The sequence below is a fragment of the Noviherbaspirillum sp. genome, from assembly GCF_035254865.1.
Classification (GTDB): Bacteria; Pseudomonadota; Gammaproteobacteria; order Burkholderiales; family Burkholderiaceae_D; genus Noviherbaspirillum.
In genome coordinates, this window is sequence record NZ_DATFAF010000019.1 from 72,953 (window position 1) to 95,318 (window position 22,366).

General features: G+C 61.7%; 19 protein-coding genes. 4 read left to right on the forward strand and 15 right to left on the reverse strand.

From position 1 onward, the window contains the following. Positions 1-268: 268 nt before the first annotated feature. The 12 genes from VJ651_RS05430 to VJ651_RS05485 form a co-directional block, all read right to left on the reverse strand. The gene (locus VJ651_RS05430; protein ID WP_324106455.1) at positions 269-1,012 is read right to left on the reverse strand and encodes a lysophospholipid acyltransferase family protein; all 744 of its coding nucleotides are present in this window, start codon (positions 1,010-1,012) and stop codon (positions 269-271) included. A gap of 107 nt (positions 1,013-1,119) precedes the next feature. Then, positions 1,120-2,202, reverse strand: coding sequence for a chemotaxis response regulator protein-glutamate methylesterase (locus VJ651_RS05435; RefSeq protein WP_324106456.1), 1,083 nt, complete (start codon positions 2,200-2,202; stop codon positions 1,120-1,122). A gap of 16 nt (positions 2,203-2,218) precedes the next feature. Further along, positions 2,219-2,713 (reverse strand): chemotaxis protein CheD, encoded by a 495-nt coding sequence (locus VJ651_RS05440; protein WP_324106457.1) that lies wholly within the window; start codon positions 2,711-2,713, stop codon positions 2,219-2,221. A gap of 4 nt (positions 2,714-2,717) precedes the next feature. Next, complete coding sequence (locus VJ651_RS05445; protein WP_324106458.1) at positions 2,718-3,530, reverse strand: protein-glutamate O-methyltransferase CheR; 813 nt, start codon at positions 3,528-3,530, stop codon at positions 2,718-2,720. A 6-nt stretch (positions 3,531-3,536) separates the two neighbouring features. Next, positions 3,537-4,118: a chemotaxis protein CheW gene (locus tag VJ651_RS05450; protein WP_414691313.1), complete on the reverse strand. Its 582-nt coding sequence runs from the start codon at positions 4,116-4,118 to the stop codon at positions 3,537-3,539. A gap of 9 nt (positions 4,119-4,127) precedes the next feature. Beyond that, the gene (locus VJ651_RS05455) at positions 4,128-6,029 is read right to left on the reverse strand and encodes a methyl-accepting chemotaxis protein (RefSeq protein WP_324106459.1); all 1,902 of its coding nucleotides are present in this window, start codon (positions 6,027-6,029) and stop codon (positions 4,128-4,130) included. Between the two features lie 213 nt (positions 6,030-6,242). Further along, on the reverse strand, positions 6,243-6,794 hold the full coding sequence (locus VJ651_RS05460) for a chemotaxis protein CheW (RefSeq protein WP_324106460.1): 552 nt from the start codon (positions 6,792-6,794) through the stop codon (positions 6,243-6,245). 9 nt (positions 6,795-6,803) lie between these two features. After that, complete coding sequence (locus tag VJ651_RS05465; RefSeq protein ID WP_324106461.1) at positions 6,804-8,459, reverse strand: methyl-accepting chemotaxis protein; 1,656 nt, start codon at positions 8,457-8,459, stop codon at positions 6,804-6,806. A 110-nt stretch (positions 8,460-8,569) separates the two neighbouring features. After that, positions 8,570-10,726, reverse strand: coding sequence for a chemotaxis protein CheA (locus VJ651_RS05470; protein ID WP_324106462.1), 2,157 nt, complete (start codon positions 10,724-10,726; stop codon positions 8,570-8,572). Positions 10,727-10,752: 26 nt separating this feature from the next. Next, a complete protein-coding gene (locus tag VJ651_RS05475; RefSeq protein ID WP_324106463.1) occupies positions 10,753-11,076 on the reverse strand; it encodes an STAS domain-containing protein in 324 nt (107 codons plus the stop codon). A 42-nt stretch (positions 11,077-11,118) separates the two neighbouring features. Further along, positions 11,119-11,487, reverse strand: a complete 369-nt coding sequence (locus VJ651_RS05480) for a response regulator (protein WP_292936741.1) — start codon at positions 11,485-11,487, stop codon at positions 11,119-11,121. Between the two features lie 8 nt (positions 11,488-11,495). Then, positions 11,496-12,572 (reverse strand): methyl-accepting chemotaxis protein, encoded by a 1,077-nt coding sequence (locus VJ651_RS05485; RefSeq protein WP_324106464.1) that lies wholly within the window; start codon positions 12,570-12,572, stop codon positions 11,496-11,498. 483 nt (positions 12,573-13,055) lie between these two features. Here VJ651_RS05485 and VJ651_RS05490 point away from each other — a divergent pair, with 483 nt between their 5' ends. After that, complete coding sequence (locus VJ651_RS05490) at positions 13,056-13,727, forward strand: diphthine--ammonia ligase (protein WP_324106465.1); 672 nt, start codon at positions 13,056-13,058, stop codon at positions 13,725-13,727. Between the two features lie 7 nt (positions 13,728-13,734). Here the strand turns inward: VJ651_RS05490 and VJ651_RS05495 are convergent, their stop codons facing one another. The 3 genes from VJ651_RS05495 to VJ651_RS05505 all read right to left on the reverse strand — a co-directional run bounded on the left by VJ651_RS05495 (position 13,735) and on the right by VJ651_RS05505 (position 16,609). Beyond that, entirely contained in the window at positions 13,735-15,033 is a 1,299-nt protein-coding gene (locus tag VJ651_RS05495) for a TRAP transporter large permease subunit (RefSeq protein WP_324106466.1), read from the reverse strand. Between the two features lie 9 nt (positions 15,034-15,042). Beyond that, positions 15,043-15,552: a TRAP transporter small permease gene (locus tag VJ651_RS05500; RefSeq protein WP_324106467.1), complete on the reverse strand. Its 510-nt coding sequence runs from the start codon at positions 15,550-15,552 to the stop codon at positions 15,043-15,045. Positions 15,553-15,625: 73 nt separating this feature from the next. Then, the gene (locus VJ651_RS05505; protein ID WP_324106468.1) at positions 15,626-16,609 is read right to left on the reverse strand and encodes a TRAP transporter substrate-binding protein; all 984 of its coding nucleotides are present in this window, start codon (positions 16,607-16,609) and stop codon (positions 15,626-15,628) included. A gap of 423 nt (positions 16,610-17,032) precedes the next feature. Here VJ651_RS05505 and VJ651_RS05510 point away from each other — a divergent pair, with 423 nt between their 5' ends. The 3 genes from VJ651_RS05510 (at position 17,033) to grpE (ending at position 22,253) form a co-directional block, all read left to right on the forward strand. Further along, complete coding sequence (locus tag VJ651_RS05510) at positions 17,033-20,647, forward strand: hydantoinase B/oxoprolinase family protein (RefSeq protein ID WP_324106469.1); 3,615 nt, start codon at positions 17,033-17,035, stop codon at positions 20,645-20,647. A 550-nt stretch (positions 20,648-21,197) separates the two neighbouring features. After that, positions 21,198-21,677: a GreA/GreB family elongation factor gene (locus VJ651_RS05515; protein ID WP_324106470.1), complete on the forward strand. Its 480-nt coding sequence runs from the start codon at positions 21,198-21,200 to the stop codon at positions 21,675-21,677. Between the two features lie 45 nt (positions 21,678-21,722). Further along, positions 21,723-22,253: a nucleotide exchange factor GrpE gene (gene grpE / locus VJ651_RS05520; RefSeq protein ID WP_324106471.1), complete on the forward strand. Its 531-nt coding sequence runs from the start codon at positions 21,723-21,725 to the stop codon at positions 22,251-22,253. Positions 22,254-22,366: the final 113 nt, after the last annotated feature.

Genomic DNA, 22,366 nt, shown 5'->3' on the forward strand with positions numbered 1-22,366 from the left:
CGCGCTCGGCCGGGACCGGTTCATTGTACTGCAGGCTTGATGGAATCTCGTGCGCAGACTTCTGAAGCATCTCCGAATTGTTGCAGTTCATATTTTGTTAAAAAATCATCAACACAGAGATCGACGGAGCTCGCTTGAGGACCTGATTCTGCCTGGCAGCACAGCCCCGCGGTTCTGCAAGTGGGTGCGGCTTGAATCATGGCTGCGCCAAATGACTGAATCGCCTGCGCGCGGACATCGTCAAACGGCACTTGTCCGCACACGAAAACTATTCCAGATACTGCGCATTCCAGCGCGCATACAGTGCATACGCCGCTGCCTTCATCGCATACTTGTCCGCATAATCCGCCGGATCGAGCGCGTCATACACGTAGTAATTGGCGCGATTGTTCACCGTCTTCATCATGTGCAGGATCTTGTCGGGCAGCGTGTAGGGCGGCTGCCACTCGAAATCGTCCTGCGCTTCGTAATGCAGGAACACCGGCAGGATGGGAACGCCGGTGCGCTGCGACACTTCAAACGCGCCCGACTTGAATTCTTCAAACAGACGGCGTCCCTTGCATCCGCCCTCCGGATAAAGCGCGATGTTGCGGCCGCCCTTCACCGCCTCCACCATCGCCTGAATCGCCTGCTGACGCGAGGCGGGATCGTCACGGTCCACGTATAGCGTACCGGCTGCCTTCGTGATGCGGCCGACGAGAAACCAGTCCTGCACCTGCACCTTGGCCAGCGACACCACGTCGAACAAGGCGGGAATGCCGATGTCTTCCAGCGCGGAGGGATGATTGGCGATCAGGATGAAGCGCGCGGGCAGGCGGCGGCGATTTTTCTGGTGCAGGCGCAAGTCGATATCGAGCGCGCGCACGAATGCGCGGCACCAGGCGTGAAACAGGCGCGCGACGGGGTGCGTGCCGCGCCATGGCAAACATGACAACAGGTAGAGCAGCGCGGTGAACAGGATGAAGTCCGTCCAGGCGATCAGTTTCCGCATCCAACGCAGCAGCAACAGCATACGCTTGACTCCCTGCCCATGCACGGATTCATTATTGCCTTGACCCATGCGTTGAGCAAGTGTGCCGTCGCACTTGCCGATCGGCGCGCAACATATTCTGCGGAAGATCAGCCGGAAAACTTCGCAAGCTGCTGCAGGATCTCCTTGTCGATGGCATTCAAGGCCACGGTTTTCTCGACCGCGCCGCGCTTCACCGCTTCCTTGGGCATGCCGTACACGACGCAGCTCGCCTCGTCCTGCGCGACGGTGCGCGCCCCGGCCTTGCGCATCTCCAGCAGGCCGGCCGCGCCGTCGTCTCCCATGCCGGTCATGATGACGCCGAGCGCATTGGCGCCGGCCGCCTTGGCCACGGAGCGAAACAAGACATCGACGGAGGGGCGGTGACGGTTGACCAGCGGGCCGTCGACGACTTCCACGAAGTATTGAGCGCCGTTGCGCCGCAACAGCATGTGCTTGCCGCCCGGCGCGATCAAGGCGCGGCCCGGCACGACGCGGTCATTGTTCTGCGCTTCCTTGACCGCTATCCGGCAGATGCCGTTGAGGCGTGCCGCAAACGCGGCGGTGAATTTTTCCGGCATGTGCTGCACGATCACGATACCGGGCGACACGCGCGGCAAGGCGGTCAGCACTTCTTCCAGCGCCTGCGTGCCGCCGGTGGAGGTGCCGATGGCGACAACCCGTTCGGTGGTCTGCGCCAGGGCATTCCCTTCGGCGGGCGCGACGATCACGTCGGCGGTGTACTTCGCCGTGACCGGCGGTGCGGCATGCTGCGGCACCAGCCGCCTGACGTTGGCGCGCACCGCTGTCCTGACCGCCGTGATCAGTTCGTCGGAACTGTCTTTCAGGTATTGCTTGAGGCCCAGCCTGGGCTTGGTGATGATCGCGACCGCGCCGGCGGCCAGCGCCTCCATCGTGGTTTGCGCGCCCTTCTCGGTCAGCGTCGAACAGATGACGACTGGCGTCGGCCGTTCGCTCATGATCTTGCGCAGAAAAGTAATACCGTCCATGCGCGGCATTTCCACATCGAGCACGATCACGTCCGGCCATTGCATTTTCATGCGTTCCATCGCCAGGATGGGATCGGCGACCGCATACGTGACCTGGATGCCGGGCACGTTCTCCAGCAAGCCGGTCAACACCTGGCGCACGACCGCTGAATCATCCACTATCAATACCTTGATGCGTTCCATGGGCGTCTTCTCGTTGCTATTGAATATCAGCCGGCTTGACCTGGCGCGACCAGACATGCCCGCTGCTGATATCGAAAATCATTTGCCGGTGGCCGACGCCGAACAGGCTTTCGGACACCAGCGGAATGCCGTGCGCGCGCAGCAGTTCGCGCGCTGTTTCGCCATTGCGCTTGCCGACATGGATGCCGGCCGTACGCGTGTGGACCGGGAACATGTCGCCGCCGCCGAAGATCTTGCCCTGACATTCGGACGCCGCGACGCCGGCGGCACGGAGCTCGCGCAGCATGAGCCACATGACTTCCTCGCCGTAGCGCCCGTCCGGCTCGCGCGATGCGCCTGCGGGGCGACTGGCGAGCATGAAGTGCGACATGGCGCCGATGCGCAGGCGAGGATGCCAGAGCGTGATGGAGACGCAGGAGCCGAGCAGCGTCCGGATCCGGTAATCCGCGTTGCCGACGAAGTATTCGCCGGGCTGCAGGAAAATCTCGATGAAGGTCTTCTTGCCCGGCATGGCATCACGCCGTCTTGCGGTACACCGAGGGCATGACCGCCTGCACCCGGTCGGTCACGCCATGCAGGCTTTCCGAATGCCCTATGAAGAAACAGCCGTTCGGCTTCAACCGCGACAGCACGCGCGCAACCACCTGCTGCTTGGTGTCGCCATTGAAGTAGATCATCACATTGCGCAGGAAGATCACGTCAAAGGTGCCGAGCTGCGGCAGCGTGCCGTTCAGGTTCACCTGCAGGAACTGCACGCGCTGGCGCAGGCTGCGCTCGATCAGCAGGGTGCCCTGCTGGGTGCCGGTGCCCTTCAGGCAGTAGCGTTTCAGGTAGTCGGGCGGAATATGCGTGGTGCGCTCCAGCGGATAATGGCCGGTCCGGGCGCGCGCCAGCACCCGGGTACTGATGTCCGACCCCACCACTTCCCATGGCGCATCGCCCAGCGTATCGGCGAGCACCATGGCGATGCTGTAGGCCTCTTCGCCGCTCGAACTCGCCGCGCTCCACACGCGAAACGTCTGCCCGTTCCTGCGCAGCTTGCAGGCGGCTTCGCGCAACTGTTCGAAATGCTTCTGTTCCCGGAAGAAGTAGGTCTCGTTGGTCGTCAGCAGGTCGATGGCCGTCTGCACTTCGGCGGCATCATTCCCGCCGGCCAACAAGCGGAAATACTCGCCGTAGTTGTTCAGGCGGCACTGCTGCACGCGCTTGGCAAGGCGCCCGCTGACCAGCGCCTTCTTGGCGGGCGACATGCTGATGCCCGCCGTCTCGTAGATGAACTGCTGGAACTGGAGAAACTCCTGGTCCGTAATCGTGATGAAATTTCCCACAACGGCTCACTCATTCATGATTTTCTTCCCGGGCGGACCGGCCCGCCCGGATTGCCATGTACACGCCGACTCCAGCGCCACATCCGTCAGCGCGCCCAGGTCCTCGGTCGACAGCACGTTGTCGACGTTGAGCAGGATGACGAACCTGCCGTTGACCTTGCCCATGCCCGCGATGAAATCGGTGCGGATCCTGGCGCCGAAGCTCGGCGCCGGTTCGATCTCGGAGTGCGGTATCTCCAGCACGGCGTTCACCGCATCGACCACCACGCCGACCACCTGCTGGGCGTCGCCGTTGTCGACTTCGACGATCACGATGCAGGTGCGCTTGGTCACTGCGGTGACCGCCTTGCCGAAACGCGCGGACAGGTCCATGACCGGCACCACCGCGCCGCGCAGGTTGATCACGCCGCGTATGCATTCCGGCATCATCGGCACCTCGGTCAGTCCACCGTACTCGATGATCTCCTTGATCGCGAGGATGCCGATGGCGAACATTTCTCCACCCAGCATGAAGGTCAGGTACTGCGCATGGTCGTGGTTGGCCTGCAATTGCCCTGGGCCGGGTTTGACTTCCATCAGCGAACTCATTCACACCTCCTAGAATTTCGTGAAATGCGTCTCGTCCGGCTCGTGTGCCGCCGCGAACGCGTGGTCCGGCAGCTTTTTCACGCCGTTCTGCTTCATCGCCGTGGCCTTCGGCGCGGGCTTGCGCGGTGCGGCGGCGGTCGATGCCTGCGCATGCTTGAGCTTGAAGAAGGACATCGTCTGCTGCAGTTGCTCGGCCTGGCCGCTCATCTCCTCCGCCGTGGCGGCCAGCTCTTCCGAGCTCGATGCATTCTGCTGAGTGGTCTGGCTCAACTGTCCCACCGCCACATTGATCTGCCCGACACCCGAGGACTGCTCTTCCGATGCCGCCGTGATTTCCTGCACCAGGTCCGAAGTTTTCTTGATATTCGGCACCATCTCGTCGAGCAGCTTGCCGGCCTTCTCGGCAAGGCCGACGCTGTTGGTCGCCACTTCGCCGATCTCCTGCGCCGCCACCTGGCTGCGCTCGGCCAGCTTGCGCACTTCGGCCGCCACTACCGCGAAACCCTTGCCATGCTCGCCCGCACGCGCAGCTTCGATCGCCGCGTTCAATGCCAGCAAATTGGTCTGGTACGCAATGTCATCGATGATGCCGATCTTCTTGGCGATCTGGTTCATGGCGGTGACCGTTTCCCGTACGGCCTCGCCGCCCTCCATGGCTTCCTGCGCCGCCTTGGTCGCCATGCCGTCGGTGACTTTCGCGTTCTCGGTATTCTGTGAGATCGAGGCCGTCATCTGTTCGATCGATGCGCTGGTTTCCTCCACGCCGGCCGACTGTTCGCTCGCTGCCTGCGACAGGGATTGCGCGGTGGCGCTGACCTCCTCGGAGGCGCTGGCCAGCGCATCGGCGGCGCTGTTGACCTCGGCCACTACCAGCGAGAGCTTGTCGACCATGTTGTTCGAGTACTCCTTGAGCTTGCCGAATGCGCCCTCATAGGACTTGTCGATTCTCGCGTTCAGATCGCCTTCCGACATCGCGCCCATCACCCGCACCACGTCGTCGATGCTCGCGCCCGTGGTCGTCATCAGCTGGTTCAGTCCGTCCGCCATCCCCGCCTGGAATCCGCGCAGGCCCGCCGTGTCGAGACGCGTGTCGAAGTTGCCGCGATTGGCAGCTTCGATTGCCTGGCGCTGGCCGTCGATCACCTGGCCCAGCTTGGCCACCATGGTCTGCATCGCATGCAGGAGCTGGCCGGTTTCATCCTTGCTGATCGCATTGATCTTGATATCGAGATCACCGTCCCTGAGCTGGTTGGCGGCCTGTACTGCCTGGCCGAGCGGACGCGTGATGCTCAGCGTGATCCAGAACGCGGTCAGCGCGGACAGGAGCACGGCAAGGCCGCCCATGATGAGCATCAGCGTACGCGCGCTTTGGAACTCGTCGGAGGCATCCTTGCCGGAATCCTCCATTAGTTGCCCCTGGTGCTTGATCAGCGCCTCCAGCGCCTCCATGTAGGCAAGCTGTGCAGGCCGCAGTTGCGTCAGCAGCAGGCCTTTCGCTTCGTCCCTCTTTCCTTCATTGATAAACCTGACGAACTGCTCCTCCTGGACGAGGTATTTTTCTGCGGCGCCAACTATGCCGTTCAGCAGTTCCTTTCCTTTTGGCGATGCGATCGCCTTGTCCAGCCTGGTGATGTTCTCTTTGATGCCTGCCTTGGCGGTCTCAACCGTGCCAAGCTCTTTCCTTATCGTTTCCGGATCGGTAAAGATGATCGTGTTTCGCATCGAGCGCGCGATCTGGTTCACTTCACCGATCATCTCGTAGGACCACACCACCTTCGGATAGCGATCATGGACAATGATCTCCGTCCCGGCATTCAGGTTGCCCAGGCGGGAAATCCCGAGCAACAGTACGGCAATCAGGACCAGGCAGACCAGTCCGAATGACATCCCCAGGCGAGTGCCGATTTTCATGTTTTTCAGCATTGCGTTCCCTCTTCAACCAAGTATTTATCTCTGCTCGGGATGGCATGTGTATCCCGAGGCCCGCTTCCATACAAATAAGTTCTGGCTGGCTTATTCACCTCTGTGCCATGCCCGGGTGCGTTTAATGAAAACCTCGAAAGTGCGTGAATTGCTCCTCCTCCAACTTCGCCGATCCTGCCCTCGATAGTGGCACCGATGTCGCTATCGTCCCGGCCCTGGCGCTGTGGCCGGCGGCCCCGATGCGGCTTCCGCCAGGGCATCGAGTTCGTCGAGCGACACAATCTGGTTGATGTTGAGCAGGATCACGAACTTGCCGTTGACCTTGCCCATTCCTTCGATGAAATCGGTGCGGATCTTCGCGCCAAAGCTGGGTGGCGCCTCGATCTCGGAGGCTGCGATATCCTGCACCGCATTGACCGCATCGACCACTACGCCGACCACTTGCTGGGCGTCGCCGTTGTCGACTTCCACGATCACGATGCAGGTGCGCTTGGTCACCGCGGTGACCGCCTTGCCGAAGCGCGCGGACAGGTCCATGACCGGCACCACCGCGCCGCGCAGGTTGATCACGCCGCGTATGCATTCCGGCATCATCGGCACCTCGGTCAGGCCGCCGTATTCGATGATTTCCTTGACCGCGAGGATGCCGATGGCAAACGCCTCCCCGCCCAGCATGAAGGTCAGGTATTGCCCGCAATCCGAGATGGTTTGCCCCTGCGGCGCCTTGGGACCGGCTTCAACAAGTGCGCTCATCCTCGCCTCCTAGAACTTGGTGAAATTCGCTTCGTCCAGGGCCGCATCGGTCGCCAGCGCCAGATTGCCCGCAACAGTCTTGCCCGTGAATCCGCGCCTGGATGAAGCCGGTTCGACGGGCTTGCGCATCGGACGGACGACCTTCGCCTGGTCACCGGCATCGAGCTTGAAGAAGGACATCAATTGCTGCAATTGCTCGGCCTGGCTGCTCATTTCTTCGGCAGTGGCGGCCAGCTCTTCCGAGCTCGATGCATTCTGCTGCGTGGTCTGGCTCAGCTGCCCCACCGCCGCATTGATCTGTCCCACGCCCGAGGATTGTTCCTCCGACGCGGCCGTGATTTCCTGCACCAGATCGGAGGTTTTCTTGATGTTCGGCACCATCTCGTCCAGCAGCTTGCCGGCCTTCTCCGCCAGCTCCACGCTGCTGGTCGCGACTTCGCCGATCTCCTGCGCCGCCACCTGGCTGCGCTCGGCCAGCTTGCGCACTTCGGCTGCGACCACCGCAAAGCCCTTGCCGTGTTCACCCGCACGCGCGGCTTCGATCGCCGCGTTCAATGCGAGCAAATTGGTCTGGTACGCAATGTCGTCAATGATGCCGATCTTCTTGGCGATCTGATTCATGGCCGAGACGGTCGCCTTCACCGCCTCGCCGCCTTCCATGGCTTCCTGCGCGGCCTTGGTGGCCATGCCGTCGGTGACCTTGGCGTTCTCGGTATTCTGCGAGATCGAGGCCGTCATCTGCTCGATCGATGCGCTGGTTTCTTCCACGCCGGCGGCCTGCTCGCTGGCCGATTGCGACAGGGACTGCGCGGTCGCGCTGACTTCCTCGGAGGCGCTGGCCAATGCATGTGCTCCGCTGTTGACTTCGGTGACGACGTGCGAGAGTTTGGTCACCATGGTTTTCATCGCATACAGGAGACTGGATTCGTCCTTGGACTTGGTCTTGATCTCCAGCGACAGATTGCCGGCCGCGACTTCGCGCGCGATTTCCGTCGCGTACGCCGGCTCGCCGCCCAGCTGTCGCAGCAAGCCTGCCACGACCCAGGTTGCGAGCACGACCGCCAAGGCGGTGGCAAGTCCCGCCATCATGATGATGGTATTGCGTGCGTCATGGTAGGTAGCATCCGACTCGCGCCCGGCTTCCTGCATCAACTCTCCCTGATAGTTGATCAATGCATCCACTGCGTCGATGTAGGCGAGCTGGGTGGGGCGCAGCTGCGTCAGCAACAGTCCTTTTGCTTCATCTTTCTTTCCGCTGCCGACGAGGGCAATGAACTCCTCCTGGTGCACCTTGTACTTGCCGCGTGCATCGAGCACAGCCTTCAACTGCTCCTTGCCCTTTGGCGTGGTGATGTTTTTTTCCAGCTTGTCGATTTGCTGGGCAATATTCGACTTCGCGGTTTCGATCCTCGCCAGCTCCTTGCGAACGGTATCGTGATCGTTAAAGATGAGCGTGTTGCGCATGGAGCGTGCGATCTGGTTGAGCTCGCCGATCATCTCGTAACCGTCCACCACCTTGGGATAGCGGTCGTCGACAATTTTTTTCGTGCTCTCGTCCAGGTGGCCGAGGCGGGAGATTCCCAGGAAGGCTGTTGCAAGCAACAGCAGGATCACTGCGCCGAAGCACAAGCCCAAGCGCGTTCCGATTTTCATATTGTTTAACATGTTGCACCTTTCGGTAATAGGCCTTTGTTGTTCGCACCCAGCATGTCATCGATCACATTCCGATGGTGGCCGTGCGTGCTTTTTTTTCGCTGATTGCTGTTATTGCTTTCTCATGCCGCCAGTTTCGGCTTCTCCCTGCCATCGATGACATTCAACAAGGCCGGCACATCGAGGATGAGCGCGACCTCGCCGCTGCCCAGAATGCTGGACCCGCTGATGCACTTGACCTGGTTGAACATCTTTCCCATCGGCTTGATGACCGTCTGGAATTCGCCGTGCAAGGCATCGACCACGAGGCCGGCCTTCTTGCCCGCATACTTGATGACGACGATGCTTTCGCGTCGCGCCGCGGCGCCTTCGAGGTCGAACAGTTCGCGCAGACGAATGAAGGGCAGCACTTCGCCGCGCAGGTTGGTGTAGTCGTGGCCCGGTTCGCAGGAGAATTCGACGCACTCTTCGATCATGTCGAGCGGGACCACGAACATCGTCTTGCCGAGTCCCACCATGAAGCCGTCAATGATCGCCAGCGTCAGCGGCAGGCGCACGGTTACCGTGGTGCCTACGCCTTCCTCGCTGTTGATATTGACGCTGCCGCGCAGGGCGACGATGTTGCGCTTGACCACATCCATGCCGACCCCGCGCCCGGAGAGATTGGTGACCTGCTCGGCGGTGGAGAAGCCCGGCTCGAAAATCAGCGCATAGATTTCGCTGTCGGTGAGCACGCGCCCCGCCTCCACCAGGCCGCGCTCGACGGCCTTCGCCAGGACCTTGTCGCGCTTGAGTCCGCCGCCGTCGTCGCTGACTTCGATGACGATGCTGCCGGAGTCGTGATACGCGTTGAGCCTGACGCTGCCGTTGGCCGGCTTTCCGGCGGCAGTGCGTACTTCGGCGGATTCGATGCCGTGATCGATCGCATTGCGCACCAGGTGCATCAGGGGATCGGCAATTTTTTCCACCACGGTCTTGTCGAGCTCGGTGTCTTCGCCGCTGACGACCAGGCCGATGTCCTTGCCGAGTTCGCGCGATACATCGTGCACCACGCGCTGGAATCGATTGAAGGTGGCGCCGATCTTGACCATGCGCAGTTGCAGCGCGCTGTCGCGCACTTCCTCGACCAGGCCGGACAGGGTGGATGTGCATTCCTGCAGTTCCGCGATCTGCGCGCGCCGCGCGATCAGGTTGGCGGAGGCTCCCGCAATGATCAGCTCGCCGATCAGGTTGATCAGGTGGTCGAGCTTGTCGGCGTCCACGCGGATCGAGCGGCTCTCCTGCGTCTTGGAATCGCTGATCTTCTTCTGCTTGGCCAGCGCGGCCTCGACCACGTCGCGCTGCACCGCGCGCTGTTCGACGAGGATGGCGCCGATAGGCGGCGCGGTGGGCGCGGCGTCCTGTTGCGCATTGAGCGCGGCGTCGAGCTCGTGCGCGGTGACGCTGCCGCAGCGCACGAGGATTTCGCCGAGACGCGCGGTTTCCTCCGGCAGTTCCTGGATCAGGCGGACGTATTCCGAAATGCGGCTGTGCGGCGGCAGAATACTGATGCGGCAATCGTCGCGCACGAATTCGAATACGTTGTCGATCGCCGTCTTGTCCGCCTCGCTCTCGAACGCGATCTCGAAGCCGAGACAGCAGGATTCCGGGTCGAGCTGATCGAGAGGGGGAACGCCGTCGGTCAGGGTGAAGATGGCGACAATGCGCCCGAGCTTGCCGAGGTAGCGCAGGAAAGACAGCGGATCCATGCCGTTGCGCAGCACGTCGGGACCGAAGCGCAGCGAGATGTGCCACTGGTTGTTGCCGCCGTTCAGTCCCTCGATGCGCTCGAATGCGTCGTCGCTCTGCTCGACAACGGCAAGCGCGCGTGCCGCTGTCGGCCCTGGCGCGGCGAGGTAAGTGCGCAATTGCTCTGCCAGGGGCGTGCCGCGTTGCGCGCTGGCTTCGTCGCCGCCGGTCTGCCCGGCCTCCACGCCATCGATCAGGTCGCCGATATGGTCGCAGCTGGTCAGCAGCAGGGTGACCAGCTTGTCGTCGATGCCGAGTTTGCCGTCGCGCACCCGATCGAGCACGCTCTCCAGCACATGCGTGAAGGCGACGATATGGTCGAGGCTGAACAATCCGGCCGAGCCCTTGATGGTATGCGCGGTGCGAAAGATCGCGTGGATCATCTCACCGTCGGCCTCCTCGCCCGCAAAGGCGAGCAGCGTGGTTTCCATGTCCTCCAGCAGTTCGCGGCTTTCGGCGATGAAGGTCTGCAGTGCGTCGTCAAGATTCATGTCATGCCTCGCTATGTCATGGGTCGTTATGCGGTGACGACCATCGGGTCGCCGAAGAAAGCGCTCATGTCAAGCAGCTCGAAGGCTTCCGTCACGGCGGCGCTACGCGCAGCGAGCCGGATGTCCTTCTGCGCTGCCAGCGCCGCCTTCTTGGCGGCGATCAGGAGCTGCACGCCGGCAGCGTCGATTTCGGTGATGGCGGACAGGTCGATCTCGAGCACCTGACACTGCTCCAGCGAAGTCAGCAGCTGCTGCTTCAGCTCGGCCGCCTGGTAGATGGTCATCTCGCCTTCGAGGGATAGCGAAAGTGCGGGACGAGCGCCGTCCTGACGCTTGTTGTCAGCGTTCATGGTGTACTCCGAGAATGGTTTAGATGCGGATCTGTAGCTGCGCTATGGCAGTACCAGTTTTTGCACCGCGCTTAACAGCAGCTCGGGCTTGAACGGCTTGACCACCCAGGCTTTGGCACCCGCTGCCTGGCCCTGTCGCTTTTTCGATTCTTCGGACTCGGTAGTCAGCATGATGACCGGCGTGAACTTGTACGCCGGGTGCTGCTTGACCGCAGTCAGGAAAGTGATCCCGTCCATCCTCGGCATGTTGACGTCGCTGATGATGAGATGCACCTTTTGCCCCGTCAGCTTGGACAAGGCGTCGGTGCCGTCGCTGCCTTCGAGCACATCGTAGCCGGCGCCCTTGAGCGCAATGCCGACCACTTGTCTCAGCGACGCCGAGTCATCCACGATCATGATTGTCTTGGCCATTGTCACTCCTAGAAGAAAGTGATTTCGTCGTCTTGTTTTTTTGCGAGCTGCCGGCCGCCGTGCACGGCGCGTTCTTCGGCCATCGCATAGGAACCGGCAAGATCGGCTAGCAGCGCTTGGGAATCGAGCGGCTGCAGCATGCCCTCCAGTTCAAACTGCCGGCGGTGCTCGTCGAGGAATTCGGGAAGGCGGTCGATACTCTGCCGTACATGGCTCATGATCTGGCTGACGCGGTCCTGGAACTGCAACTGCACCAGCGCCTCGCTCACTTCCGATTTGATGCCGATGCTCTCGTCCTTGAGCAGGCTGGAGGAACGCACCAGCGCGTCGGTGACATTGCGGAAATCGGACAGCACCGCGCCGATGGTCGCCTCCGATGCCGACATCGAGCTTTCCTCCTGCTGCATCGACTGCCCGGCAGCCTCGCAGGTAGCAATGATGGCGTCGCTGATGAGGCCGACTTTCTCGGTGATGCGGCGACCGGTTTCGCCGGACAGGTTGGATAGCATGCGCACTTCCTTGGCGACGACGGCAAAGCCGCGTCCACGCTCGCCTGCGCGCGCCGCTTCGATGGCGGCATTCAGGGCAAGCAGATTGGTCTGGGCGGCGATCTGCGCGACTTCGTCGGCCATGTTCTTCAGTTCGGCGATGAAGTGCGCGAGGCCCTGGATTTTTTCCAGCATGGCGGCCTTGCTGGCGGTGGCCGACTTCAGCGATTCGATGACCGCGCCGAGTTCCTTCTCGCTGGAAGAGAACACGGCGACCAGGCCGGAATGGCGGTCTTCGACGGATTCGGTGGCGCTGCTCGATGCCTGCACGGCCTGTTCGAGCTTGTCGACGATGCCGGAAAAGCGCTGGGCCAGCGCCGACACGGCGTCGTCCATTTGCGTGATCGATGAGGCAATCTGGGCGGACCAGACCGGCGCCAGCGATTCGCCGAATTGCTGGCGGCTGGCAATGTAGTCTTCGATGGGTTTGCGGAACTGGTCACGTCCCGCGGCACTGCGCAGGCCGATGACGATGCCCGCGATGGCGAGCGCGGCGGCGCTCAGGATGCTGCTCAACTCCCAACGGCCAAATGCCATGGCGGCCACGCCGCCGGCAACTCCCAATGCGACGGGGGCAAGCGCGTGGGGCCAGGATGTTGCGGGGAGCTTCATACTCGACGCGCGAAAGCGCCCGTGTCGACTGTCGTCACCGCAAACCGGACGCAAAGCGGTCCCGCTTGTCTTGCAGCCATCGTCCCTTCCCCCATCGATAAGCCGGTACTTTTTTGTCAATAAAAGCGGCTGACACCCCCGGAAAAACAGGGCTCGTTCTATTGCCTTTAGGAAATTATCCTATCAGTTTTCTTAATTGCTTCGATAAATTATTTTGATAACTTGTCGCAAATCAATCACACTGTGATGTAATTTTTTGTCCTGGATCAATGACAGCATTTTCCCCAAAGTGTTAACCCAAAAAGGGAATGGACCGGCCGCCGTTGACGCCGTCGGGACGTACCGCCATCATCGTGGCGCGCTCGCGCCGCCAATCAACTCACTTTCACCGCCATGGACAATATGACAATGCCGCAAGTCCTCGTTTCCTGGAGCGGCGGCAAGGATTCCTGCCTCGCGATGTGGCGCGCCCGACAATCCGGCATGGCGATTCGCCGCCTGATCACGGCGCTCGACGAAACCGGCGAAAGTTCGCGCTCGCACGGCGTGCCGCCCGCACTGATCGCGGCACAGGCCGCAGCGCTTGGCGCCGAGATGCGCTTCTACGCAACCTCATGGAAGAACTACGAAGAACGCTTCATCGCGACGCTCAATGCCGCGCACGCCGACGGCATGACGCACGCGGTGTTCGGCGACATCGACCTCGTGCCGCACCGCGAATGGGAAGAAAAAGTCTGCGCCAGGGCCGGGATCGCGCCGGTCCTGCCCTTGTGGGATGAGCCGCGCCGCAAGCTGGTCGATGAATTCCTGTCGCTGGGATTCAAGGCGGTCGTGGTGTGCGTGAATGGCAACCATCTGGGGGAAGAGTTCGTCGGACGTGAGTTCGACGACGCGTTTCTGGCCGACCTGCCGGCCAGCGTGGATGCCTGCGGCGAAAACGGCGAATTCCACACCTTCGTCTACGACGGTCCCGGCTTCGCGCACCCGGTCGCCTTCCGGCACGACGGCAAGCAAAGCTATGCGTCGCCGCCCGAACTCGGGACGGCGACCTATTACTTCCAGCGGCTGGTCGCCGCCTGACAAGAAGCTAACGCATCATTGATTGCGGCAGCCAGGTGACCAGGTCCGGGACAAAGTAGACCAGAGCCACCGCGGCCACCATCAGGAAGAACATCGGCAGCGCCGCCCTGGCGATCCAGGGCACCTGTTTTTTTGTCATGCCCTGCAAGACGAACAGGTTGAAGCCGACCGGCGGCGTGATCTGCGCCATCTCGACCACCAGCACGATGAAGATGCCGAACCAGATCAAGTCGATGCCGGCCTTCTCGATCGTCGGCAGGATCACGCCCATGGTCAGCACCACCATGGAAATGCCGTCGAGGAAGCAGCCCAGGATGATGAAAAACACCATCAGCGCCATGATCAGCATGAAGTTCGACAGTCCGAGCGAGCCTATCCATTCCGCCAAGTGGCGCGGCAGTCCGAGGTAGCCCATCGAGATGGTGAGGAATTGCGCGCCCGCCAGGATCAGCACGATCATGCAGTACAGGCGCGTCGCGCCCATCAGGCTGTCGGCGAAGGTGCGGCGGTTGAGCGAGCCTTGCACGGCGGAGAGGATCAGCGCGCCGATCACGCCGACGGCGGCGGCTTCGGTCGGCGTCACCCAGGGCGAATAGACTGCGCCCAGCACCAGCGCAATCAGCAGCACCACCGGCAACAGGTGGCGCGACGCATACAGCTTTTGCGCGAAGGTGGTGGTTTCGGTGGCGCGCGGCAAGGCGTTCGGATTGAGCAGGGCCCAGATGGCGATATAGCCGGAGAACAGGCCGGCGAGCAGAATCCCGGGGATGACGCCGGCGATGAACAGCTTGGCGATCGAGACGTTGGCCATCACGCCGTACACGATCATGATGATGGACGGCGGGATCAGCAGGCCGAGCGTGCCGGCGCCGGCCAGCGTGCCGATGATCTTGTCTTCCGGATAGCCGCGCGCGGTCAGCTCGGGTACCGTCATCTTGCCGATGGTCGCGCAGGTCGCGGCGGAGGAACCCGACACCGCGGCGAAGATCGCGCAGCCGATCACATTGGTATGCAGCAGCCGGCCCGGGACCCGCTCCAGCCAGGGTGCGAGTCCCTTGAACATGTCTTCCGACAGCTTGGTGCGGAACAGGATTTCGCCCATCCAGATGAACAGCGGCAGCGCCGTCAGCGTCCATGAGGAAGCCGCGCCCCAGATCGTCACCGCCATCGCATCGCCCGCCGGACGCGCGGAGAAGAGTTCCATGCCGAGCCATGCGACGCCGGACAGCGCGAGTCCGACCCAGACGCCGGAACCGAGGATGGCGAACAGGGCAACTATCAGCAATATCGTAGTCAAGAGTTCCATCGTCCCGCCTTATTCGCTATGCACCGATTCGGTCGATTCAGTGACGACGCGCTTGCCGCGGATTTCCAGCACGAGGTCATCAAGCAGCGCAATGAACAGCACGAGCGCGCCGACTGCCATCGGGATCTGCGGGATCCACAGCGGCGTCGCATCATTGCCGGTGGAGATGTCATGAAAATCCCAGGACTGCCAGGCAAGCCGGCTCGCATAGAACGCAAAGGCTCCCGATAGCACGCAGCCTGCCAGCAGCGACCAGATTTCCAGCGCGCGCCGCGCCTTGCCCGACACCGCATGCAGCAGCAGCGAGACGCGGATATGTTCACCGCGTTTCAAGGTATGCGCGAGCGCCAGAAAGCCGGTGGCCGCCATGCTGTAGCCGGCGTACATGTCGGTGCCGCGCCAGCCCAGTCCGAACATGCGGTCGGCGATGCCGGCCACCACCATCAGCAAGGTGCCGACCATGAAAAACGCCGCGGCATAACCCGCAGCGTCGTAGAGTTTGTCGAGAAATGCGCGCATGTGATCCTTTCCTGGCGCCCGTCGTGATGCACCACTCCTCCCGGCGCCATGCCGGAAGGAGCGTCGTTCAGCTTTACTTGCTGTAGGCGTCGATCACTGCCTTGCCTTCCGGGCCGGCCTTCTTCAGCCAGTCGGCCAGCATGGTGTTGCCGATCTGCTTGAAGTCGGCCTGCATCTTCGCCGATGGCGTGTGGACGGTCATGCCCTTTTTCTTCAGCTCGGTCAGGTACCAGTCGTTCTTGGTGCTGGACATGGTCCATCCGCGCGTCTCGGCATCGGCGGCGGCTTTCAGCACGGCGCCTTGCGTGGTCTTGTCGAGTGCGTCGAAGGCCTTCTTGTTGACGATGATGGCGTTCTTCGGCAGCCAGGCCTGGATGTCGTAGAAGTGGCTGAGCTGTTCGTAGACCTTGGAGTCGTAACCGGTCGAGCCGGAGGTCATGAAGGCCTCGACCACGCCGGTCGCCAGCGCCTGCGACAGCTCGGAAGCCTGCACCGTGACCGGCTGCGCGCCGACCAGTTCCGCGATGCGGCTGGTGGCCGGGCTGTAGGCGCGCCACTTCATGCCGCGCAGATCGGAAGCCGACTCGATCGGCTTCTTGGTGTAAATGCCTTGCGGTGGCCATGCGACCGTGAACAGCATCATCATGCCCTGCTTGCCCAGCAGATCATCCATCGTCTTCTTCGATGCCTTGTAGAGTTTTTGCGCCTGCTGATAGGACGTCGCAAGGAAGGGAATGCCGTCCAGGCCGTACAGCGGGTTTTCGTTCTCGAAGTTGACCAGCAGGATCTCGCCCGCCTGCACCTGGCCGCCCTGCACCGCGCGCTTGATTTCCGGCGCCTTGAACAGCGAAGCGTTGGCGTGCACCGTGATCTTGAGTTTGCCGCCGGTGGCCTTGTCCACTTCGTTGGCGAACTGCTGGATGTTTTCAGTGTGGAAGTTATTGGCAGGATAAGCGGTCGCCATGTCCCATTTGGTCTGCGCATGGGCGGCGAGTGCCAGGGTGAACGCGGATAGTGCAACTGCCAGTCGATTCAAACGCATGATAGTCCTCTCCATAGTTGGTCTTCTATTGCCATGCATTGGCACGGCACGCACTCCAAAACTATTTCCGGTGGCCGAGCGGCGGCTTTCATTATGACAACAAATCGGCTCGTTCGTGTTGTGCCGCTAGCCCGACATCAGGACGATTGCATGACGGCATGCGCTGAACAAAACAAACCATTGTCCACGGAAGGCACGGAAAACAAGGAAAGAACTGATGTTGCATTTTTCCGTGTTTTCCGTGGACAGAGGAGTTGCTTCATGCATCGCCCTGCGCCCGACCTGTCCAAACCTTGTTCCAGAACCGGAATCTTGCGCCATTCATACATTTCATCAACAAAACGTTAACGAAATGTTGACTAATGCTAGTAAACTTGTCGCTATAATGTCAAGCGACATCTTTCGTGGGGTAGCTTTTATTCCAATTCGGGGGCGCACATGCAACGTTGGCAATTCTGGATCGACCGCGGCGGCACCTTTACCGACATCGTTGCCAGACGGCCGGACGGCGCGCTGATCACGCACAAGCTGCTGTCGGAGAATCCGGAGCAGTACAAGGATGCAGCGGTGGCTGGCATCCGCCGCGTGCTCGGCCTCGCAGCGGATGCCCGGATCGGCGCCGACCAGGTCGAGGCCGTCAAAATGGGCACCACCGTCGCCACCAACGCGCTGCTGGAGCGCAAGGGCGACCCGACCGTGCTCGCCATTACCCGCGGCTTTCGCGACGCCTTGCGCATCGCCTACCAGAACCGGCCGCGACTGTTCGACCGCCACATCGTGCTGCCCGAACTGCTGTACCAGGAAGTAATCGAGATCGACGAACGCATCGGCGCGCACGGCGAAGTCGTCACGCCGCTCAACCGGGACGCCGCACGCATCGCGCTGCAACAGGCCTACGACAAGGGCATACGCTCGGTGGCGATCGTGTTTATGCACGGCTACCGCCATACGCAGCACGAGGCGATGGTCGAGGACATCGCGCGCGCCATCGGTTTCACCCAGATCTCGGTATCGCACAAGGTCAGTCCACTGATGAAACTGGTGTCGCGCGGCGACACCACCGTGGTCGATGCCTACCTGTCGCCGATCCTGCGCCGCTATGTCGATCAGGTTGCGCAGGACATGCCCGGCGTGAACCTGCAATTCATGCAGAGCAATGGCGGCCTGGCGGACGCGCACCGATTCTTCGGCAAGGACTCCATCCTCTCCGGCCCCGCCGGCGGCATCGTCGGCATGGTGCGCACCAGCCAGTTGGCCGGCTTCGACAAAGTGATCGGTTTCGACATGGGCGGCACCTCCACCGACGTGTCGCATTTCGCCGGCGAATTCGAGCGTGCGTTTGAAACACAGGTGGCCGGCGTGCGCATGCGCGCGCCGATGATGAGCATCCACACCGTCGCCGCTGGCGGCGGCTCCATCCTGCATTTCGACGGCGCGCGCTACCGCGTCGGCCCCGACAGCGCCGGGGCCAATCCCGGTCCGGCCAGCTATCGCCGTGGCGGTCCGCTGACCGTCACTGATTGCAACGTCATTCTCGGCAAGATACAACCGGCGCATTTTCCGGCAGTATTCGGCCCGCAAGCGAACCAGCCGCTCGATGCGCAAGCCGCCGAAAGGAAATTCCGCGACATGGCGCAGGACATCGGGCGCGCCACCGGGCGCATCCCGGCGATCGAGGAAGTGGCCGAAGGCTTCATCGAAATTGCGGTCGGCAACATGGCCAACGCGATCAAGCAGATTTCCGTGCAGCGCGGGCATGACGTGACCGAATACGTGCTCACCACTTTCGGCGGCGCCGGCGGCCAGCACGCCTGCCTGGTGGCGGATGCGCTCGGCATGACGACCGTCTTCGCGCATCCGCTTGGCGGCGTGCTGTCGGCTTACGGCATGGGACTCGCCGATCAGAACGTGATGCGCGAATCGGCAGTGGAAGCCGCGCTGAATCAGGATGCCGTGCCGGCACTGCAGACCCGACTCGAACGACTTGCCGACGAAGCGCGCAAGGACCTGCTGTCGCAGGGCGTCGCGCCAGAGCGCATCCAGACCATACGGCGCGTGCATCTGCGCTATGAAGGCACCGACTCCGCGCTGACCGTCCTGTTCGACAGCGTCGACGGCATGCTCGCGCAATTCGAAGCCGCCTACAAGAAACAGTTCTCCTTCCTCATGCCCGGCAAGGCGCTGATTGTGGAAGCGGTGTCGGTCGAGGTCATCGGCAAGTCAGCCGAGGCGCAGGAAAGCGCGCCTGCGCTGCCGCCACGCGCCGGCGACTTGCACGCCGCGGAAACGGTGTGCCTGTATTCCGCCGGCCACTGGCACGATGCCCTGCTCTACAAGCGTGAAGACACGCGCCCCGGCGACATCATCAAGGGTCCCGCCATCATCGCGGAAGCGAATGCGACCACGGTCGTCGAGCCCGGCTGGCAGGCGCAGGTCACGCCGCTCTACCATCTCGTGCTGACGCGCGTGGAAGCGCGCCCAGAGCGGCGCGCGATCGGCACCGACGCCGACCCGGTGATGCTGGAAGTGTTCAACAACCTGTTCATGTCGATCGCCGAACAGATGGGCCTGCGGCTGCAGAACACCGCCTATTCGGTGAACATCAAGGAGCGCCTCGATTTTTCCTGTGCGATCTTTGATGCCGACGGCAACCTGATCGCGAATGCGCCGCACATGCCGGTTCACCTCGGCTCCATGGGCGAAAGCATCAAGACCGTGATCCGCGAGAATGCGCACTCGATGCGGCCGGGCGACGTCTTCATGCTGAACGACCCGTATCATGGCGGCACGCACTTGCCGGATGTTACCGTCATCACGCCGGTGTTCGACGAGAACGATGCGACAGTGCTGTTCTACGTCGGGTCGCGCGGCCATCACGCCGACATCGGCGGCACCACGCCGGGATCGATGCCGCCGGACTCCACCGTGGTCGAAGAAGAAGGCGTATTAATCGACAACTTCAAACTGGTCGACGCCGGCCGCCTGCGCGACCAGGAAACGCTGGCCTTGCTGCGCGGCGCCCGCTACCCCGCGCGCAATCCGGAACAGAACCTGGCCGACTTCCGCGCGCAGATCGCAGCCAATCAAAAAGGCGCGGAAGAACTGCGCAAGATGGTCGCGCACTTCGGACTCGATGTCGTGCGCGCCTACATGCAGCATGTGCAGGACAACGCGGAAGAAGCGGTGCGCCGCGTCATCACCGCACTGAAAGACGGCGCGTATGAATACGTGCTCGACAACGGCGCAGTGATCCGCGTCGCGATCCGCGTGAACCAGGCCGAGCGCTCCGCCGAGATCGATTTCTCCGGCACCTCACCGCAACTGCCGAACAACTTCAACGCACCGTCCGCGGTGTGCATGGCGGCCGTGCTGTACGTGTTTCGCACCCTGGTCGATGACGACATCCCCTTGAACGCCGGCTGCCTGAAGCCCTTGCACGTCATCATTCCCGAAGGCTCGATGCTCAATCCGCATTACCCCGCCTCCGTCGTGTCCGGCAATGTCGAAACCTCGACCTGCATCACCAACGCGCTGTACGGCGCGCTCGGCGTGATGGCGGCCTCGCAAGGCACGATGAACAACTTCACCTTCGGCAACGACAAGTACCAGTACTACGAAACCATCTCCGGCGGTTCCGGTGCGGGCGAGGGCTTCGACGGCACCGACGTCGTGCAGACCAACATGACCAACTCGCGCCTGACCGATCCCGAAGTGCTCGAATGGCGCTTCCCAGTGCGGCTGGAGAGCTACGAGATTCGCCATGGTTCCGGCGGCAAGGGTAAATGGCAAGGCGGCAATGGCGGCGTGCGCAAGGTGCGCTTCCTGGAAAACATGACCGCGTCCATCTTGTCGAACAATCGCTTGCATGGCGCGTTCGGCATGGCCGGCGGCAAAGCTGGTGAACCGGGGCGGAATATCGTTGTGCGTCGCGACGGCGGCGTGGAGGAGCTGGCGCATGTGGCGCGCACCGAGATGCAGGCGGGCGATGTGTTTGTGATTGAGACGCCGGGCGGCGGGGGGTATGGAGCAACGCAAGGGCGATCCACAAGTTAAAGGCAGCCGATGAGTCATGCCTCTTTCATTTCAGAAACGTATGAACGTGTCGGCACCGGCGTCAGCACATCCTACGCTGGCCGATTGCACAACATTTTCATGGGCGCCCTTATTTCAATGCGTTCATCAACGCCCCGCCGGGGCGGCATCCCCGCTTGACGTCAGGAGCAAAGTGTATATACTCAGCTTCAATTGCTCCAAACACGCAAGCACACATGAACAAGTTCTGCATTCTCTCGAATGGCAATTGTTCATCCCTGAACGAGGGAGGTGTGTGTATGCCTGCACTCTTCGGTTCCGCACGCACTCTTCATTCCTCGCTGTGCGGATATTCCGCATCGCGCGCCCTCGGCACGCCGCTCTCCGTCCGAGTTCCCGCCTTCCTCTCTTAGGCTCGGTGAGCGCCTAAGAGAGCCACCCGGCCTTCTCAGCACTCCCGAGCCCCCACACGAAATCCTGAAGGTTTATTGACGCCATCGGTGCGTCTTGCATCGTGCATTTCTATTGTCGGCCATGCGTCGTGCGCAATGGCCGCAGGGATCTTTTTGCCATGAATAATCAACGTTTCTTGTCACAAGACGACGCCAGCACCCTCAGCACCCTGGCCGAGCACATGCTGCGCACGCAGGACGCCAGAATGAATTTTGCCGAGGATCTCGTCGAGCTCGTTTCGACATCAATCCTTCTTCCGGAGAACGCGCGGCGGAATGACTGCGTCGCGCTCTACACGGCAGTGACCTATCGCGTAGTCGGTTCGGGCGAACTGCATTCCATCCATATCGTCAGTCCGCATGACCACAACGCTGCGCTCGCACGCATTTCGATTCTTGCTCCGCTCGCGATGTCGCTGGTCGGGCGCCCTGTCGGCAGCATCGTCGAAGTCAGTCTCCCGTTTGACAAGCAACAGCGCGTCGAAATCGTCGCAATCGAACCTCGGCTAAGCGTAGCGAACGAGCCGAATGCCCGTCCTGCCGGAGGACAGGAAACTCGCTCGTCCGGCATGCAGAGCAAACGCGGCATGCGCGGTTGACGCGACACCCGGGATCAATCATTCGAAGAGAAAATGATGCGAGATATGAACACGACGCCAAACAGCAATCCGGACACGGCCGATACAACGCAAGATAGCGATCGTGATGTAGCCAGACAGAGAATGGCGGTCCGGTTGGCGGAAATCGAAATGCGTTCCGAGGAATTACAGCGCGCAATACGAAATGCACTCGGCGAGAGCGAGTATGCACGACACCGCGCAGAATCGGATCTCGCCCATGCATACAAGTTCGCTATCGAAATCTTTGCGAAGGCGTTGCTGCCATTCAAGGACACGCTCGAGTCGGCCCTCAAGATCGACACATCGGATGCAAATGCCCTGAAGGCGGGCCTTGCTCTCAGTCTCAAGCAGCTGGACAACGCATTCCAGCGGAACGGCTTGCTCGAGATATGTCCGCAGCCCGGCGAGAGATTCGATGCCGAAAGGCACAGACCTGCCTCGGTCGACAGCCAAATCGGCGAGAGAGAAACGATTGCCTCGACGGAACGCAAGGGGTATGAACTCAATGGCCGCGTCATTCGACCGGCAGCGGTGATGCTGCGCCGAGAAAAATAACGGGAACGCCTGTCGTTGAGAAAAGGACCAGATGCCGAGCTTGGCGGAACTTGTTGTGGGCAAGGTGAGAAAGATTCTCGACGACGCATCAAGATGCAATACGCAATCCGCCA